Source organism: Streptomyces sp. S6, from assembly GCF_054880855.1.
The window spans coordinates 1-14,377 of sequence record NZ_JBTYMC010000163.1 but is presented as its reverse complement, the minus strand read 5'-3'; the positions used below and the strand labels follow the sequence as shown (position 1 = coordinate 14,377).

Below are 14,377 nucleotides of genomic sequence, written 5' to 3'. Positions count from 1 at the left end.
GTGCGTCGGACGGTGCCGACTCCGGCGCGGTGGGCTGGCCGACCTCCTCCTCCGCGACGCCCATCGGCTCCCGGTCCGGCGCGGACGCGGCCTGTGTGCGGTCCGTGGACTGGCGGCTCATCGAGGAGACCGTCAGGCCGCCGCCGACCAGGGCGACCGCCGTCGCGACCAGCGCCCGGCGCTGCGTCTTCTTCCAGCGCTCCCGCTGGCGCCGGCGCGCGGCCCGGCCCGAGGCGGTGGCGGCGTCGAACGACTCGTCCGGCGTGTCCGCCGGGCCCTCGGCGTACCTGTACGGGACGGGCTCGTCGTGGACCGGCGCCGCCGTGGCCGTCGCGATCAGTGCCGGGGCTCCACCGGGGAGCGGGGCGATGTCCGGGGCGTAGGCGCCGCACCCGGGGCACACCAGAGCACCGTTGAGATGACGACGGCACGTGGAGCAGTAGTCCATCGTGGCCTTCCTGACTCGGCTGCGCCATCGGCTGGTCGTACCGTGGCCTGGTCCCGTTCGCACACGGAGGCGAACGGCCAGAACGCTAGCGGCCCTTTCGGCAGGGGGTGTGCAGTCCGTGTGTGGCCCTTGCGCAGATGCCGTCGGCATGGGCGGCACACACGGCACGAATACGGCGTTCGAGGCTTGTGCGGCCCCTACTGCCTTACCTGGAAAGGGAGTTGGGGACTTTACGTGTCCGCGCCGTGACCGGTCTCACCGGACCGCCGCATGGGATGTGCGGGACCGGGCACCCGGGGGCGGTGTACCCGGCCGGACGGCCGTACGCGCCATGTCCCCGACCACGATGCGGAGTGCCTCCCATGACCGACCAGTTCCCGAACGGCGCCGACTCCGCCGTACGGCTCGCCCTGCGCGCGATCGTCACCGGTGACGCGGACGAGGCCGAGCTGCTGACCCTCGCGGCCAGCGAGATCCTCGTCCCCGTCGGCGATCCGCCCGGGGAGCAGCCGTCCGCGACGGTGAGCATCCCTGTCTACGAACAGCCCGACGGCACCGAACTCGTCCCCGTGTTCACCTCCCCGGACCGGCTGCGCCAGGCGTTCCCGCAGGTGACTCGCCACCGGCAGATCCTGCTGGGCGCCCTCGCCCACGACTGGCCCGCCGAGGGGCCCATGCTGGTCATCGACGCGGGTTCGGCGGACGAGGTCACGCTGACGGCCCAGGGTGTCAAGGAACTCCTGGACTCCAGGACGCGGTGACCGACCGCTCCCTTTCGGCCACACCGTCGCTCGCAGGCCCATGCGTAGGTGCGGTACCGGTGTTCGTCTGATCTGATGTCCTTCAGCTCACGTATGACATGCGCACGCCTAAAGGGTGGATACGGGCGCACATCGGTACGGACATCAATCGGTCGGGTCGAAAAGGGGACACCCGTATGAGCGGACGCCGGTACGACATCAGCAGGAGGGGTTTCATCGGGGCGGGGGCCGGGGCGGCGCTGCTCGTGACCACCCCGGCGGGCGCGGCGGTGCGCGGGTCGGAGGCTTCGGATGCCGCGCGGGCCAGGGCCGGGAGAACGTTGTCGTTCACGTCCGGCACCAACGCGGGCGTGACCGTCGCCCCCGGCGGCGAACGGCTGGTCATCGAGGTCCAGGGCGTCCTGTGGGCCCTGCCGAAGGACGGCGGCACGGCCACGCCGCTGACCGACGCCTCCCTCGAACCGACGCGCCCCGCCTGGTCGCCCGACGGCTCGACGGTCGCCTTCTGCGCCTACCGGGGCGGCGGATTCCACCTGTGGACCATGGCCCCAGACGGCTCCCGGCTACGGCAGCTCACCTCCGGCCCCTGGGACGACCGGGGGGTGAGCTGGTCCCCGGACGGACGCCGGATCGCCTTCTCCTCCGAGCGCGGCGGCAGCGACGTCACCGGCAGCTCCTACGACATCTGGACGGTCGAGGTCGGCACCGGCCGCCTCACCCGGGTCACGGACCGGCAGGGCGCCGAGGACTACGACCCCGCCTGGCACCCCGACGGCGACCGCATCCTCTTCGTCCGCGCCGAGCAGGGCGTCGCCCGCACGATCGCCGCCGCACCGGCCGCCGGCGGTGAGGCCGTCGTCGTCCGCACCGTCGACACCGGCAGCGTCGTCGGCCCCGCCGTCTCACGCGACGGACGGCTCGCCCACGTCTGGCTGAGCGCCCAGAGCGTCGGCACCTACACCGAGAGCGCCTCGCTGGTCGTGGACGGGACGGTCGTCTCCGGGGACGAGGACGTGTCGCCGCAGCCACCGAGCTGGACCGGTGACGGGGCGATCGTCTACTTCGCGGACGGCAAGGTCACGCGCCGGACACTCGCGACGGGAACGGCACGGACAGTGCCGTTCACCGCGCGCACCCGCGTGACACCGACGCCCCGCCCGGACAAGCGGCGCGACTTCGACTCGACCGCCGCCAGGGCCGTACGCGGAGTGCACTTCCCGGTGCTCGCGCCGGACGGCAGGTCGGTCGCGTTCTGCGCACTCGGCGCCCTGTGGCACATGCCGCTCGGCGGACGGCCCCGCAAACTGGTCGAGTCCGACGCCGCGCACTACCTACAGATGCCGTCGTGGAGCCGGGACGGCCGCAGCCTCGTCTACGTTCACGACCGGGACGGGGACGGCCTGGCCGCCGTGCGTCAACTGACCCTGGACGACGGCACGGACACGGTCCTCGCGTCCGGCGGCCGGGTCAACCCCGCGCTCTCACCGGACGGTTCACGCCTGGCCTGCCACGACGTCACCGGCAACCTGATCGTCGTCGACGTCGCCGACGGCAAGGAGACCGTCCTCGCCCCGCCGTTCGGCGCGAACGGGCTGCCGGGACGGCCGAGTTGGTCGCCGGACGGACGGTACGTGGTGCTGTGCGACCGCAACCGCCTCAACCAGCGGTTCCGGGAGGGATACAACGTCATCCGGATCGTCGACACCACCGACGGCACCTCCCGCACCCACCTGCCCCGCCCGCACACCTCCCTCGCCGACCGCTACGACAGCGGCCCGGTGTGGTCGCCGGACGGCAGGCATCTCGCGTACGTCGCCGAGTCCGCGCTGTGGCTCCTGCCGGTCCGCCCGGACGGCACCCCCGACGGTGCGCCCCGCCGCCTCACCGACGACCCCGCCGACCACCCCACCTGGTCCGGCGACTCCACCCGCCTGCTCCACCTCTCCGGCACGAAACTGCGCCTGACCTCGGCCGACGGCACCGGCAGCCGCACGCTCCCGGTCCCGCTGCGCACCGCCCGCGCCCTCCCGCCCCGCACGGACGTCGTCCGCGTCCACGCGGGCCGCCTCTGGGACGGCACCGGGGAACGCGTCCGCGACGACGTGGACGTCGTGATCGAGGGCAACCGCATCAGAGCCGTCGAACCCCACCGCGCGCCCCGCCGAGGGGAACGCCCGGTCGACGCCTCCCGGCAGACGGTCCTGCCGGGTCTGTGGGACGCCCACACGCACCCCTACCAGAACATCTACGGCGGCCGGCAGACCCGCCTCAACCTGGCCTACGGCATCACGAGCACCGCCTCCCTCGGCGGATTCGCCTACGAACAGGCCCGGTTGAGGGAGGCGACCGACGCCCGCGCGCTGCACGGACCGCGCATGCTCACCACCGGCGAACTGCTCGACGGCAGCCGCGTCGCCTACAGCATGGGACGCGCGCACACCACGAAGGACGGCGTGCGCCGCAGCCTGGAACGGGCCGCCGCCCTCGACTACGACTTCGTCAAGACCTACGTCCGCGCCCCCGCCTGGATCATGGCCGAAGCCGCCCGCACGGCACGGGAGTTGGGCATACCGGCGGGCAGTCACCTCCTCACCCCCGGCCGCCAGAGCGGCCAGACCCTCACCACCCACCTGCTCGCCACCCAGCGCCAGGAGTACAGCCGCGCCCTGTCCCCGACCGGCCACGCCTATCAGGACGTTCACGAGATCTACCGCGACGGCGAGTTCGCGCTGATCGTCACCCCCTTCCAGGCACTGCCCCTGCTCGGCGCCGACCCCGCGCTCGCCCAGGACCCCCGCGTCACGATCCTGATGCCGCCCTGGGACACCGCGACCGTCCGGAACACGGCCGCCACCCCGCCGACCGAGGGCCAACTCCGGGGCCTGAGCATCGAGATGGGTATCTACCGCAGGATCGTCGAAGAGGGCGGGACTCTCGCGCTCGGCACGGACGCCCCGCTCACCCCCGTCGGTCTCCACGTCCACCTCGCACTGCGCGCCCTGCACCGGTACGGCGGCTTCACCCCGGCCCGGGCGCTGGCCAGCGCGACCGTGGAGCCGGCCCGCGTGTTCGGCGTCGCCGACGATCTCGGGAGCGTCGAGCCCGGCAAGCTCGCCGACCTCACGGCCGTCGACGGGGACCCGTTCACCGACTTCGACGCCCTCGTGCGCACGGCGTGGACGATGCGCGACGGGGTTGTCCACCACCCCGCCGACCTCGTCGGCACCCGCGAAAACACCCTGCACGCCGGGACGGACTGGCTCGCGGTGGGGGAGGTGCTGCACCGGGACGGCTGCTGCGCGGGCTGACAGCCCTGCGGGGGCGCCGAGCCGGTCCGGGGAGACGGCCGAACCGCTCCTTGTTGCATCATGCACATCTGCGTAGCGTCGACAGGGCCCTTTGGAGGTGTGTGCGGTGTCCGATCTCCCCCGACTTCCCCTGCTCGCCGAGAACCCCCTGGAACCGCCCGGAGCCTGGGCCGAACTGCGCCGGGAGTGCCCGGTCGCGGCGGTCCGGCTGCCCAGCGGCGACGAGGCGACGCTCCTGACCCGGTACGACGACGTACGAGCCCTGCTCTTCGACCCCCGCTTCGCCCGGCCCACCAGTGACGACGGCGCCGCCCGGCTCGCCCCCGAGGGAGGGGGCGGCCCGGTCGTCGACGGGGAACTCCACGACGTCGTACCCGACCGGGGCGAGGGGCATCAGCAGTGGCGGCGGCAGGTCGGGAAGTACTTCACCGCCAAACGCATGACCGCGCTGCGGCCCGTGATCACCGACCGCGCGGAACGGCTCGTCGACGCCATGGTCGAACAGGGCCAACCCGCCGAGCTGAAGGGCGCGTTCGGGTTCCCGCTGCCCGTCTTCGTGATCTGCGCGATCCTGGGCGTCCCCGCCGAGGACAGCGACCGGCTGGCGCACTGGTCCGACTCCTTTCTCAACGTCAGCCGCTGGACGAAGGCCGAGAGCGCGGCGGCCTACGAGGAGTTCGACGCCTACCTGTCCCGGCACATCGCCGAGGTGCGCGAACATCCCGGCGACGATCTGCTCAGCATGCTGATCGCGGACGTCGAGGACGTCAGTGACGCCTGGCTGCTGCGCACCGGCATCGGGCTGCTGGTCGCCGGACACGAGACGACCGCCAACGCGATCGGCAAGGCGGTCGCGATGCTCCTGGCCGACCGCACCCGCTGGGAACACCTCGTCGCCCACCCCGAGTCGGTCCGCACGGCGGTCGAGGAGACCCTGCGCTTCGACGTCAACCTCGGCGCCGGGCTCAGCCGTTACCTCACCGACGACATCGAGATCGGCGGCGAGACGCTGCCGCGCGGCGCCACCGTCTTCTGCGCCCTGGCCGCCGCGAACCGCGACGCGTCCGTCTTCGAGGACCCGGACGCCCTGCTGCTGTCCCGCAGCCCCAACCCGCACCTCACGTTCGGCGCGGGACCGCACGCCTGCCTGGGCCAGAGCCTCGCCCGCACCGAACTCCAGGTCGCCCTGGAGGTGCTCCTGCGCAGGCTCCCCACCCTCCGCCTCGCCGTCCCCGCCGAGGAACTCCGGCGTGTCGAGGGCCTGTTGGTCGGTGGACTGAGCGAAGTGCCGGTGCGGTGGTGAGGCTCTCCGTCGACCGGTCCGCGTGCTGCGGCGCGGGCAACTGCGTCCTGCTCGCGCCCGAGGTGTTCGACCAGGGGGAGGGCGACGGTGTCGTGGTGCTCCGCACCGACTCGCCCGCGCCACGGCACGAGGCGGCGGCGCGGGAGGCGGCGGCCGTGTGCCCCGCCTCGGCGATCACCGTGCGTGAGGAAGCCTCCCGGGATGCGTGACCTCTGAGCTGACCTTATGGTGAGGCCGCGAGCAGGCGCGACGCTGCGAGCAGGCATGAGGCCGTGAGCAGGCCTCACCGAAAGGTCCACGATGAGAACGCTTCCGTCGGCACTGGCAGTGGTGGCCGCCGTGGCGCTCGTCGCCTCCTACGGCGGCGGGTCCGCCACCGGCTCCGACGCCCCCGCCGGCTTCGGCGAAGCACTCGCCTACGTCCTCGACCGCGCCCGCACCCGTGCCGACCGGCAGGCCGCCCTCGACGCGCTCGCCTACAAGTGCGAGGTCCTGTGGACCCTCCTCGACGCCGTCGACCGGGCCCCCGCATGACCTGGCGCCCCGCCCTCAGTCCGTACGCCCGGCTGCGCAACTGCCCTGTGCGCGAAGCGACGTTGCTGATCGTCCCGGAACGGATCGTCGTCCTCAGCGTCGAGGCCGCCGCCGTCGTCGGTCTGTGCGACGGCAACCGGACCGTCCCCGAGATCATCGCCGCCCTCGGCGAGAGCGACGGCGTCACCGAGTTCCTGGACGACGTGAAGGAGCGCGGATGGCTGCGCTGAACCCGCCCTGGGCGATGCTCGCGGAACTCACCCACGGCTGCCCGCTGCGCTGCCCCTACTGCTCCAACCCCACCGAACTCGTGCCGCGCGCCGCCGAGTTGACGACCGCCGAGTGGCTGCGCGTGTTCGACGAGGCCGGACGCCTCGGCATCGCCCACGCACACCTCTCCGGCGGGGAGCCGCTCCTGCGGCGTGATCTGGCCGAACTCATCGCCGGGCGCCGGTCGTTCGGTGCGAAGGAGAGGGCCGCCCGGCTGATCAAGGACGCCGGACTGCCCCTCGGCCTCAACGTCGTCCTGCACCGGCACAACCTCGACCGGCTCGACGCGATCATCCGGCTGGGGGTCGACTGGAGGGCTGTGCGCATCGAGTTGGCCAACACCCAGTTCTACGGGTGGGGGTTGCGCAACCGGGGCGCGCTCATGCCGGACCGGGAGCAACTCGTGTGGGCGCGAGGGGTGGTGGAGGCGTGGCGGGGGCGGACGGAGACGGAGTTGATCTGGGTCGTGCCGGATTACTTCGAGGGGGTCGCGAAACCCTGCATGGGGGGCTGGGGCGCGGTTTCGCTGATGGTGGCGCCTGATGGGCGGGTGCTGCCGTGTCCCGCCGCGTACAGCCTGCCGCTCGACCTGCCCAACGTCAGGGAGGAGTCTCTCGAACGGATCTGGGCCGAGTCGGCGGCGTTCGAGGCCTATCGGGGGAGCGACTGGATGTCCGAGCCCTGCCGGGGCTGCCCCCGAAAGGACGTCGACTTCGGGGGCTGCCGGTGTCAGGTGTTCGCGCTCAAGGGGGACGCGGGGCGCACGGACCCCGCCTGTTCACTGTCGCCGGACCATGGGGTGATCAGCGGACTCGCCGGGGAGCGCGGTGGGCAGTTCGTGTACCGGGGGTGAGGGCCGGTGCGGTCAGGCTCGCGTCCCGATCACGGCGAACACGCCCCGCACGCGGGTGCCGTCCGGGGTGCTCCAGGCACCCGTGACGTGGCCGAGGGCGTCCGTCGGAGGGGCGTCGGGTACGTCGGTCAGGACGCGGTTGAAGTGGACGGCGGGACCGTCAGGAGTGGTGAGGGTGGTGCCGTCCGGGGTGTCGGTGACGGTGACCTCGCCGGTCAGGACCGGGGTGTCGGACAGGTACGCGTGGGTGATCTCCTCGTCGACGGTGTCGTTCGCGCTCTGGGCCTGGGCCTGGAGGCGGCTGGCGAGGAAGTCGGCGAGGGTGCTGGTGAGGACCGGGTCGTGGACGCCGTCGTACACCCAGCGCTTGCCGAGGACGCCGTGCTCCAGGGTGCCGATGAGGGCGTGGTCGGCACCGGGGAGGGGAGCGCCTCGGTAGGTGAGGGGGAAGAAGTAGGCGTGCGGGGTGCCGGACGTGCCGGGTGTGTCCGTCGCGGTGTCCGTCGCGACGAAGAACTCGATGCCGACCTCGCCCTCGGGGTCGTCGAGACGGAAACCGCCGGCCTTGGTGAGCTGCGGGGTCGCCGTGCCGCCTCGGTACCAGGGGCGGGTGGGGAGCCACGGGGTGAGCAGCTCCGGCTTGGTGGGGTCGAGTGTGGTGCGATGGATGATCGACATGTTCCGGGATTCTCCATCAAGAAACGTGATGATCGAAACTGATTGATTCCCGGTCGCGTCTTGAACGACTCAGCCAAGATCTACGACCTTCAGGACGGACGACCATGGCACATCCGTACACGACCGGACCCCGACGACGCACGCTGCTCGCGGCGGGCGCCGGCTTCGCCCTGGCGGCGACGGCGCCCTCGGCGCATGCCGCGGCACAGGACGCCTTCGGTGACCTGGAACGCGAGTACGCCGCCCGGCTCGGTGTCTTCGCCTGCGACACGGCCACCGGGAGGACCGTCACGCACCGCGCGGACGAACGGTTCCCCATGTGCTCCGTGTTCAAGGCGGTCGCGGCGGGAGCGGTCCTGCGGGAGGGCGTGGACCTGTCCCGGCGGATCCACTACACGCAGGAGGACGTCACCTCCTCCGGGTACGCGCCGATCACCTCCCGGCACGTCGGGACCGGCATGACCGTCGAGGAACTCTGCGCCGCCGCCGTCTCCCACAGCGACAACGCCGCCGCCAACCTGCTCCTGCGCCAACTGGGCGGCCCCACCGCCGTCACCCGCCTCGCCCGCGCCCTCGGCGACCGCGTGACCCGCCTCGACCGCTGGGAGCCCGACCTCAACTCCGCCGAACCCTGGCGGGAGACGGACACGACGACTCCGCACGCGATCGGCGGCACCCTCGGGAAACTCCTCCTCGGAGGCGCCCTCTCCCCGCCCGGCCGCACCCACCTCACCTCCTGGCTCGTCGCCAACACCACCAACACCGAACGCTTCCGCGCCGGGCTCCCCACCGACTGGACCCTCGCCGACAAGACGGGCACCGGGAGCTACGGCACCGCGAACGACGCCGGCGTCGTCTGGCCGCCCGGCCGGCCGCCGCTGGTGATCGCGGTGCTGTCGACGAAGTTCACGGCGGAGGGGTCCGCGGAGAGCGCGCTGGTGGCTCGGGCGGTGCGGGTGGTGGCGAGGGAGCTGGGGTGAGGGGGACGGCCGGGTGAATCCGGGGCCCGTGTGTCGGGGGCGTCGGTTCCGGTCGATGGGCACGGGCGCGGCGTCCTCGGTGCGGTGCCGTCCACGGCGGGTGGTTGTCGGCGAGTGGTTCTCGGCGGGAGCCGGTCGTGGGGGCGGTGCGCGGTGTGCGGGCACTGTCGGGTGCTCGGTCGGCCGGGCGGAGGGCCGACGGACGTGAGTTGTTCGGGCCGGCTGCGTGGGGTGGGCCGGGCGCGGCCCGCGCGCTGGGCGCCTCGGTCGTACGAGAGGCAGCCGGCTCGTCGTCGGACGGGCCATGTGCTGTGAGATCTTGACCTCCGGCCTTGTGATTCCCCCGCCCCTCGCTTCACGCCCGTGCGGGTCTCTCCGGTGCCCCGAACTGCCCAGCACCCACGGCGAATCCGCGCAGCGAAAGTTTCCGTGACGTCTGCGGTGCCGGGTGGCCTTGACGCCGTCGACGGTGCCGTGTGAGCGTTTTTATCGCTACAAACGATCACCTCGTCGTCGTACGCGTCATCCTCCGGGGAGTCCCTGTGCCCAATGCCACCGCGGTCATCAACCTCGACATCGAGGGGCCGACGATCAGCCGTCATCTGTACGGTCACTTCGCCGAGCACCTGGGCCGCTGCATCTACGGCGGGTTCTGGGTGGGGGAGGACTCGGAGATCCCGAACGAGGGAGGGATCAGGCTGGACGTCGTGCAGGCGCTGCGGGCGCTGAACATTCCCAACCTGCGCTGGCCGGGCGGCTGTTTCGCGGACGAGTACCACTGGCGGGACGGCGTCGGGCCGCGCGAGGAGCGGCCCCGGATGGTCAACACGCACTGGGGGAACGTCGAGGAGAACAACCACTTCGGCACCCACGAGTTCATGGCGCTGTGCGAACTCCTGGGCGCCGAGCCGTACATCAGCGGGAACGTGGGCTCCGGGACCGTGCGGGAGATGAGCGAGTGGGTCGAGTACCTCACCCGTGACGGCGCGAGCCCGATGGTGCGGCTGCGCAAGGACAACGGGCGCGAGGAGCCCTGGAAGGTGAAGTACTGGGGCATCGGCAACGAGACCTGGGGCTGCGGCGGCAACATGCGCGCCGAGTACTCCGCCGACCTGGCCCGCCAGTACGCCACCTACTGCCGCGACCACGGCGACAACAAGCTGTACCGGATCGCCTGCGGCGCCGCCGACGCCGACTACAAGTGGACCGAGACGCTGATGCAGCAGATCAGCTGTTTCGGATGCGAGGCGACGCCCAGGAACTTCTTCCAGGGCGTGTCCGTTCACTACTACACACTGGCCGGACCGTGGGAGGCGAAAGGCAGCGCGACAGATTTCGACACAGACGACTACTACCGCACGATGATCTCGGCCCGCCGGATCGACGACATCCTCACCGGACACTCCACCGTGATGGACATCTACGACCGTGGACGCACGGTCGGCCTGGTCCTCGACGAGTGGGGCACCTGGTGGGACGTCGAGCCGGGCACCAACCCGGGCTTCCTCTTCCAGCAGAACACCATGCGCGACGCGCTCGTCGCCAGCACGCACCTTGACATCTTCCACAAGCACGCGGCCCGCCTCCACATGGCGAACATCGCCCAGACGGTCAACGTCCTCCAGGCGATGATCCTCACCGACGGCGACCAGCTGGTCCTCACCCCGACGTACCACGTCTTCGAGATGAACAAGGACCACCAGGACGCCACCTCACTCGCAGTCCACCTCAAGGCCGACGAGGCCCGGCGCACGGTCGGCGACGCGGAACTCACCACGGTCTCCGTCTCCGCCAGCGTCAAGAACGGCAAGGTCCTCGTCTCCCTCTCCAACCTCGACGCCGACGAACCGGCCGAGGTCACCCTCGACCTGCGGGGAGGCACGCTCGGCGCCCCCGTCGCCCGGCTCCTGACGGCCGACGCGATCGCCGGCCACAACACCCCCGAGGCGAAGGACACGGTCGCCCCGCGCCCCTTCGACGGCGTCAAGGCGACGGACGGCGCCCTGACCCTGACGCTGCCCCCGCACTCCTTCCTCACCCTCCAGGCCCCGCTGAACTGACCCATGGCGACGCTCCAGGACGTGGCGAAGGCGGCCGGGGTGTCCGCGATGACCGTCTCCAACGTCATCAACGGCCACCCCAACGTGCGGCGGGAGACCCGGGAGAAGGTCCTGGAGGCGATGGCCCGGCTCGACTACCGGGTCAACGTCGCCGCCCGCAACCTCCGCAAGGGCCGCACCGGCACCATCGGTCTCGCCCTGCCCCAGATCGACAGCGCGTACTACGGCAGGCTGGCGTCCTGCGTCATCGCCGCCGCTGAACGGTACGGCCTGCGCGTCGGCATCGAACAGACCGCCGCCACGCGGGAGAGCGAACTCGACGCCCTCTCCCTCTCCCGCAACCGCCTCTACGACGGCCTCCTGCTCAGCGCCGTCGGCCTCGGCCAGACCGACGCCGAGCGGCTCACCGTCGACCACCCGGTGGTGGTCCTCGGCGACCGCATCACCGGCGGCCCCGTCGACCACGTCGGCATGCCGAACCTGGAGGCGTCCCGCGCGGCCGTCGGCCACCTGATCGAGCGGGGCTGTACGCGGATCGTCCTGGTCTGCGGGGAGGTCGACGAGGTCGACACCTCCAGCCTCCGCCTCGCCGGCTACCGGCGGGCCCTGAGCGACGCGGGCCTGCCACAGGATCCCGGACTGGTCCGGAAAGTCGCCCGGTTCGGGCTGGCGGACGGCGCCCGGTGCGCGCGGGACATGGTCGCGGGCGGCCTGGACTTCGACGGCGTGTTCTGCGTGACCGACACCCTCGCCACGGGCGTCCTGCGCGGCCTCGCCGATACCGGCGTCCGCGTCCCCGGCCAGGTCAAGGTCATCGGCTTCGACAACCTCGCCGAGAGCGCCTACCTCGTCCCCTCCCTCTCCAGCGTCGACCCCGACCACGACGCGATGGCCGAACGCGCCGTCGCCCTCCTCCTCACCCGCATCGAGCAGCACGAACCACCGCCCCGGTACGAGGAGTTCGTGAGCGGCTTCACGCTCGCGATCCGCGAGTCGACCGGCGGCCCGTGAGGAGAACCGGGGGAGGGGCGGGCCGCCCGGGGCGGATCCTCTGCGCGGACAACGGCATCTCGCAGATCGTGTGGTCGCCGCTCGCCCAAGGGCTGCTCACCGGCAAGTACCGGCCGGGCGAACCCGCCCCGCAGGGCATCAGGTTCGCGAGCGGCACGATGGGCGAGGCGAAGGAACTCGTCCACACCGAGGCCAACCCCTGAACGCCGTCGAACGGCTCAGGCCGATCGCCGAGGAGGCGGGACTCAGCCTGACGACCCTGGCGCTCGCCTGGGTCCTGCGGCGCACCGAGGTCGCCTCGGCGATCGTCGGCGCCTCCCGCCCGGAGCAGATCCACGCCAACGCGGCGGCGTCCGGCGTGCACCTGGGCGACGACCTGCTGACGGCCGTGGACACGGCACTCGGCGACACCCCGGTCACCACCCCGACCCTCGCCCCCGGTGCCCGGGAGGGCGTCACCCACCGGCCGAAAACCGGGTGATCGCGGGCCGTTCGGCGGTGCAGAGTCGGCCCATGCAGCATGACGACACGACCGAACACCCGCTGACCGGAGGCAACGCCAGCGCGGGCGTCGTACGGATCAAAGACACCGTCCGCCGCCCCGCCGGACCCTGGACCCCCGCGGTCCACGCCCTCCTCACCCACCTGAACGACGCCGGCTTCCGGGCGGCCCCGCGCCCCCTCGGGATCGACGAACAGGGCCGGGAGGTCCTGACGTTCGTCCCCGGCGAGGTCGTCTGGCCGCATCGCTTCGCCCTCGTGGACCCGGTGCACGCCCTCGCGCGCGTCGCCCGGCTCGTCCGCGAATTCCACGACGCCGTACGGGACTTCACGCCCCCGCCCGACGCCCGCTGGCAGACGCTGGTACCGGCCGAGGGCGCCGAGATCATCGCCCACCAGGACCTGGCACCGTGGAACCTGGTGACGGACGGCGACCACGGGTGGGCGTTCATCGACTGGGACACGGCCGCTCCCGGATCCCGGCTGTGGGACGTCGCCTACGCGATCCGGGGGTTCGTCCCGCTCTCCGCCCACCCCGACTGGCAGCGCATCGACGCCCCCGCACGGCTGCGGGTCTTCGCCGACGCCTACGGGCTGGACGAGGCCGAACGCCGGGACCTCGTACCGATGCTGGGCCGCCGGGCGCGGGCGATGCACGACTTCCTGCGCGACAGCTCCGCCCGGGGCGACCAGCCCTGGACGACCCTCTGGAACGAGGGCCACGGGGACGCCTGGCGTGGGGACGCCGAGTACATCGAGGCGCGTGAGGAGCGCTGGCTTCAGGCGTTGCTCTGAGCGAACCAGTGGTCGGGGCTGAAGAGTTCGTAGTGGATCGCGTCGGCCGGAACGCCCTTGGCAAGGAGTCCGGCGCGGATCGCGCGCAGGAAGGGGAGAGGGCCGCAGAGGAGGGCGGTGACGTTCGGGGAGAGGGCGAGGGCGTCGAGGTCCACCGGCCGGCCGTAGGAGAGGTGGAGGGTCGCGTTCGGCAACTTCTCGATCAGGGAGAGGAGTTCGGTGCGGTGGGCGTGGGGCGAGGGGGCGCGGTCGGCGGGGCCACCAGATCGGCGATCACGAGCGGATCGAGCGCGTCGAAGAACGCCTCCTGCGCGTCCCGCAACGCCCCGCGCAACCGGCATTCCGCACGCAGCGGACACGGCGGATCTCCCTCGCAGGCGACGACCTCGCCCGCGCCCTCCAGCTCACGCACCAGCCAGCCCACGGAGGCCCGCCGCCCGAACCCGGTCAGCACGAGCCCCCCGCTGTGGCCCCGCCTGGCCTCCACCACCCCGAGGTGCTGGAGCCGGCTGATCGCCTTCGCCATATGGCTGTACGGCACATCCATCGCCTCCGCGACTTCCCGCGAGGTGAGCGTTGGCACCTATTTGCGGGTGCGGTGGGACACGTCATAGACAGGGAGGCGTGAACCCCACCGACGCGGACCGTTTCCCGCACGAACCCGCTGACCGACTCGTCGTCCACGAAGGCCAGTTCCACCGAGTCGTCATCGGCGCCGACCACGTCCTGTGCCGCGCCCGCACCGAGGCCGCCGCCCGCCGGCTCCCCGCACGGGTCGACGAAGAAGACGGCGGCCAGCAGGAACACGGCCTGCGCCCCGCCGACCATGATCTGGGGCCAGGCGTCCCGCAGGGTCGTCCCGACGGCCGCGACGT

16 protein-coding genes and 3 pseudogenes are annotated in these 14,377 nt (G+C 72.1%); 15 read left to right on the top strand and 4 right to left on the bottom strand.

All coding sequences use genetic code 11. From position 1 onward, the window contains the following. A partial coding sequence (locus ACVNF4_RS21815) for an SCO2400 family protein (protein ID WP_461804544.1) occupies positions 1-448 on the bottom strand: 448 nt, incomplete at its 3' end. A gap of 362 nt (positions 449-810) precedes the next feature. Between ACVNF4_RS21815 and ACVNF4_RS21810 the strand changes: the two genes are divergently transcribed. From ACVNF4_RS21810 to ACVNF4_RS21780, 7 genes are all read left to right on the top strand, one after another. Continuing rightward, on the top strand, positions 811-1,209 hold the full coding sequence (locus ACVNF4_RS21810) for an SseB family protein (protein ID WP_461804543.1): 399 nt from the start codon (positions 811-813) through the stop codon (positions 1,207-1,209). Positions 1,210-1,385: 176 nt separating this feature from the next. Beyond that, positions 1,386-4,517 carry an amidohydrolase family protein gene (locus ACVNF4_RS21805; protein ID WP_461804542.1) on the top strand — a complete coding sequence of 1,044 codons (3,132 nt, stop codon included), beginning with the start codon at positions 1,386-1,388 and terminating at the stop codon, positions 4,515-4,517. Positions 4,518-4,623: 106 nt separating this feature from the next. After that, positions 4,624-5,820, top strand: coding sequence for a cytochrome P450 (locus ACVNF4_RS21800; RefSeq protein ID WP_461804541.1), 1,197 nt, complete (start codon positions 4,624-4,626; stop codon positions 5,818-5,820). Further along, on the top strand, positions 5,814-6,029 hold the full coding sequence (locus ACVNF4_RS21795; protein ID WP_461804540.1) for a ferredoxin: 216 nt from the start codon (positions 5,814-5,816) through the stop codon (positions 6,027-6,029). The genes ACVNF4_RS21800 and ACVNF4_RS21795 overlap by 7 nt, the downstream gene beginning before the upstream one ends. Positions 6,030-6,120: 91 nt before the next feature. Beyond that, entirely contained in the window at positions 6,121-6,354 is a 234-nt protein-coding gene (locus tag ACVNF4_RS21790) for a hypothetical protein (protein WP_461804539.1), read from the top strand. Then, positions 6,351-6,584 (top strand): pyrroloquinoline quinone biosynthesis peptide chaperone PqqD, encoded by a 234-nt coding sequence (locus tag ACVNF4_RS21785; RefSeq protein WP_461804538.1) that lies wholly within the window; start codon positions 6,351-6,353, stop codon positions 6,582-6,584. Before ACVNF4_RS21790 ends, ACVNF4_RS21785 begins: the two co-directional genes overlap by 4 nt. Next, entirely contained in the window at positions 6,572-7,477 is a 906-nt protein-coding gene (locus ACVNF4_RS21780; RefSeq protein ID WP_461804537.1) for a radical SAM protein, read from the top strand. The genes ACVNF4_RS21785 and ACVNF4_RS21780 overlap by 13 nt, the downstream gene beginning before the upstream one ends. Positions 7,478-7,489: 12 nt before the next feature. On the opposite strand, the gene ACVNF4_RS21775 is transcribed toward ACVNF4_RS21780, so the two are convergent. Then, positions 7,490-8,155, bottom strand: a complete 666-nt coding sequence (locus ACVNF4_RS21775; RefSeq protein ID WP_461804536.1) for a maltokinase N-terminal cap-like domain-containing protein — start codon at positions 8,153-8,155, stop codon at positions 7,490-7,492. Positions 8,156-8,259: 104 nt separating this feature from the next. Between ACVNF4_RS21775 and bla the strand changes: the two genes are divergently transcribed. The 7 genes and pseudogenes from bla (at position 8,260) to ACVNF4_RS21740 (ending at position 13,502) form a co-directional block, all read left to right on the top strand. Continuing rightward, positions 8,260-9,135 carry a class A beta-lactamase gene (gene bla, locus ACVNF4_RS21770; RefSeq protein WP_461804535.1) on the top strand — a complete coding sequence of 292 codons (876 nt, stop codon included), beginning with the start codon at positions 8,260-8,262 and terminating at the stop codon, positions 9,133-9,135. 542 nt (positions 9,136-9,677) lie between these two features. Further along, a complete protein-coding gene (locus tag ACVNF4_RS21765; protein WP_461804534.1) occupies positions 9,678-11,195 on the top strand; it encodes an alpha-N-arabinofuranosidase in 1,518 nt (505 codons plus the stop codon). Between the two features lie 3 nt (positions 11,196-11,198). Further along, the gene (locus tag ACVNF4_RS21760) at positions 11,199-12,206 is read left to right on the top strand and encodes a LacI family DNA-binding transcriptional regulator (RefSeq protein WP_461804533.1); all 1,008 of its coding nucleotides are present in this window, start codon (positions 11,199-11,201) and stop codon (positions 12,204-12,206) included. Then, on the top strand, positions 12,203-12,409 hold the full coding sequence (locus tag ACVNF4_RS21755) for an aldo/keto reductase (protein ID WP_461804546.1): 207 nt from the start codon (positions 12,203-12,205) through the stop codon (positions 12,407-12,409). The genes ACVNF4_RS21760 and ACVNF4_RS21755 overlap by 4 nt, the downstream gene beginning before the upstream one ends. Then, positions 12,406-12,540 (top strand): annotated as a pseudogene (locus ACVNF4_RS21750) (aldo/keto reductase); the annotation flags it as partial. The gene ACVNF4_RS21755 and the pseudogene ACVNF4_RS21750, both read left to right, overlap by 4 nt. Positions 12,541-12,564: 24 nt before the next feature. Then, positions 12,565-12,687 carry a hypothetical protein gene (locus ACVNF4_RS21745; RefSeq protein WP_461804545.1) on the top strand — a complete coding sequence of 41 codons (123 nt, stop codon included), beginning with the start codon at positions 12,565-12,567 and terminating at the stop codon, positions 12,685-12,687. A gap of 32 nt (positions 12,688-12,719) precedes the next feature. Continuing rightward, positions 12,720-13,502, top strand: coding sequence for a phosphotransferase enzyme family protein (locus tag ACVNF4_RS21740; RefSeq protein WP_461804532.1), 783 nt, complete (start codon positions 12,720-12,722; stop codon positions 13,500-13,502). Here ACVNF4_RS21740 and ACVNF4_RS21735 read toward each other — a convergent pair. Continuing rightward, positions 13,487-13,696, bottom strand: coding sequence for a hypothetical protein (locus ACVNF4_RS21735; RefSeq protein ID WP_461804531.1), 210 nt, complete (start codon positions 13,694-13,696; stop codon positions 13,487-13,489). The two genes, ACVNF4_RS21740 and ACVNF4_RS21735, sit on opposite strands and share 16 nt — an antisense overlap. An 8-nt stretch (positions 13,697-13,704) precedes the next feature. Beyond that, positions 13,705-14,076: pseudogene (locus tag ACVNF4_RS21730) on the bottom strand (RrF2 family transcriptional regulator); the annotation flags it as partial. Between the two features lie 50 nt (positions 14,077-14,126). Between ACVNF4_RS21730 and ACVNF4_RS21725 the strand changes: the two are divergent. After that, positions 14,127-14,377: pseudogene (locus ACVNF4_RS21725) on the top strand (hypothetical protein); the annotation flags it as partial.

Coding starts and splice junctions, on each gene's coding strand:
- ACVNF4_RS21810 (WP_461804543.1), top strand. CDS start 811: ATGACCGACCAGTTCCCGAACGGCGCCGACTCCGCCGTACGGCTCGCC.
- ACVNF4_RS21805 (WP_461804542.1), top strand. CDS start 1,386: ATGAGCGGACGCCGGTACGACATCAGCAGGAGGGGTTTCATCGGGGCG.
- ACVNF4_RS21790 (WP_461804539.1), top strand. CDS start 6,121: ATGAGAACGCTTCCGTCGGCACTGGCAGTGGTGGCCGCCGTGGCGCTC.
- ACVNF4_RS21785 (WP_461804538.1), top strand. CDS start 6,351: ATGACCTGGCGCCCCGCCCTCAGTCCGTACGCCCGGCTGCGCAACTGC.
- ACVNF4_RS21780 (WP_461804537.1), top strand. CDS start 6,572: ATGGCTGCGCTGAACCCGCCCTGGGCGATGCTCGCGGAACTCACCCAC.
- ACVNF4_RS21775 (WP_461804536.1), bottom strand. CDS start 8,155: ATGTCGATCATCCATCGCACCACACTCGACCCCACCAAGCCGGAGCTG.
- bla (WP_461804535.1), top strand. CDS start 8,260: ATGGCACATCCGTACACGACCGGACCCCGACGACGCACGCTGCTCGCG.
- ACVNF4_RS21760 (WP_461804533.1), top strand. CDS start 11,199: ATGGCGACGCTCCAGGACGTGGCGAAGGCGGCCGGGGTGTCCGCGATG.
- ACVNF4_RS21740 (WP_461804532.1), top strand. CDS start 12,720: ATGCAGCATGACGACACGACCGAACACCCGCTGACCGGAGGCAACGCC.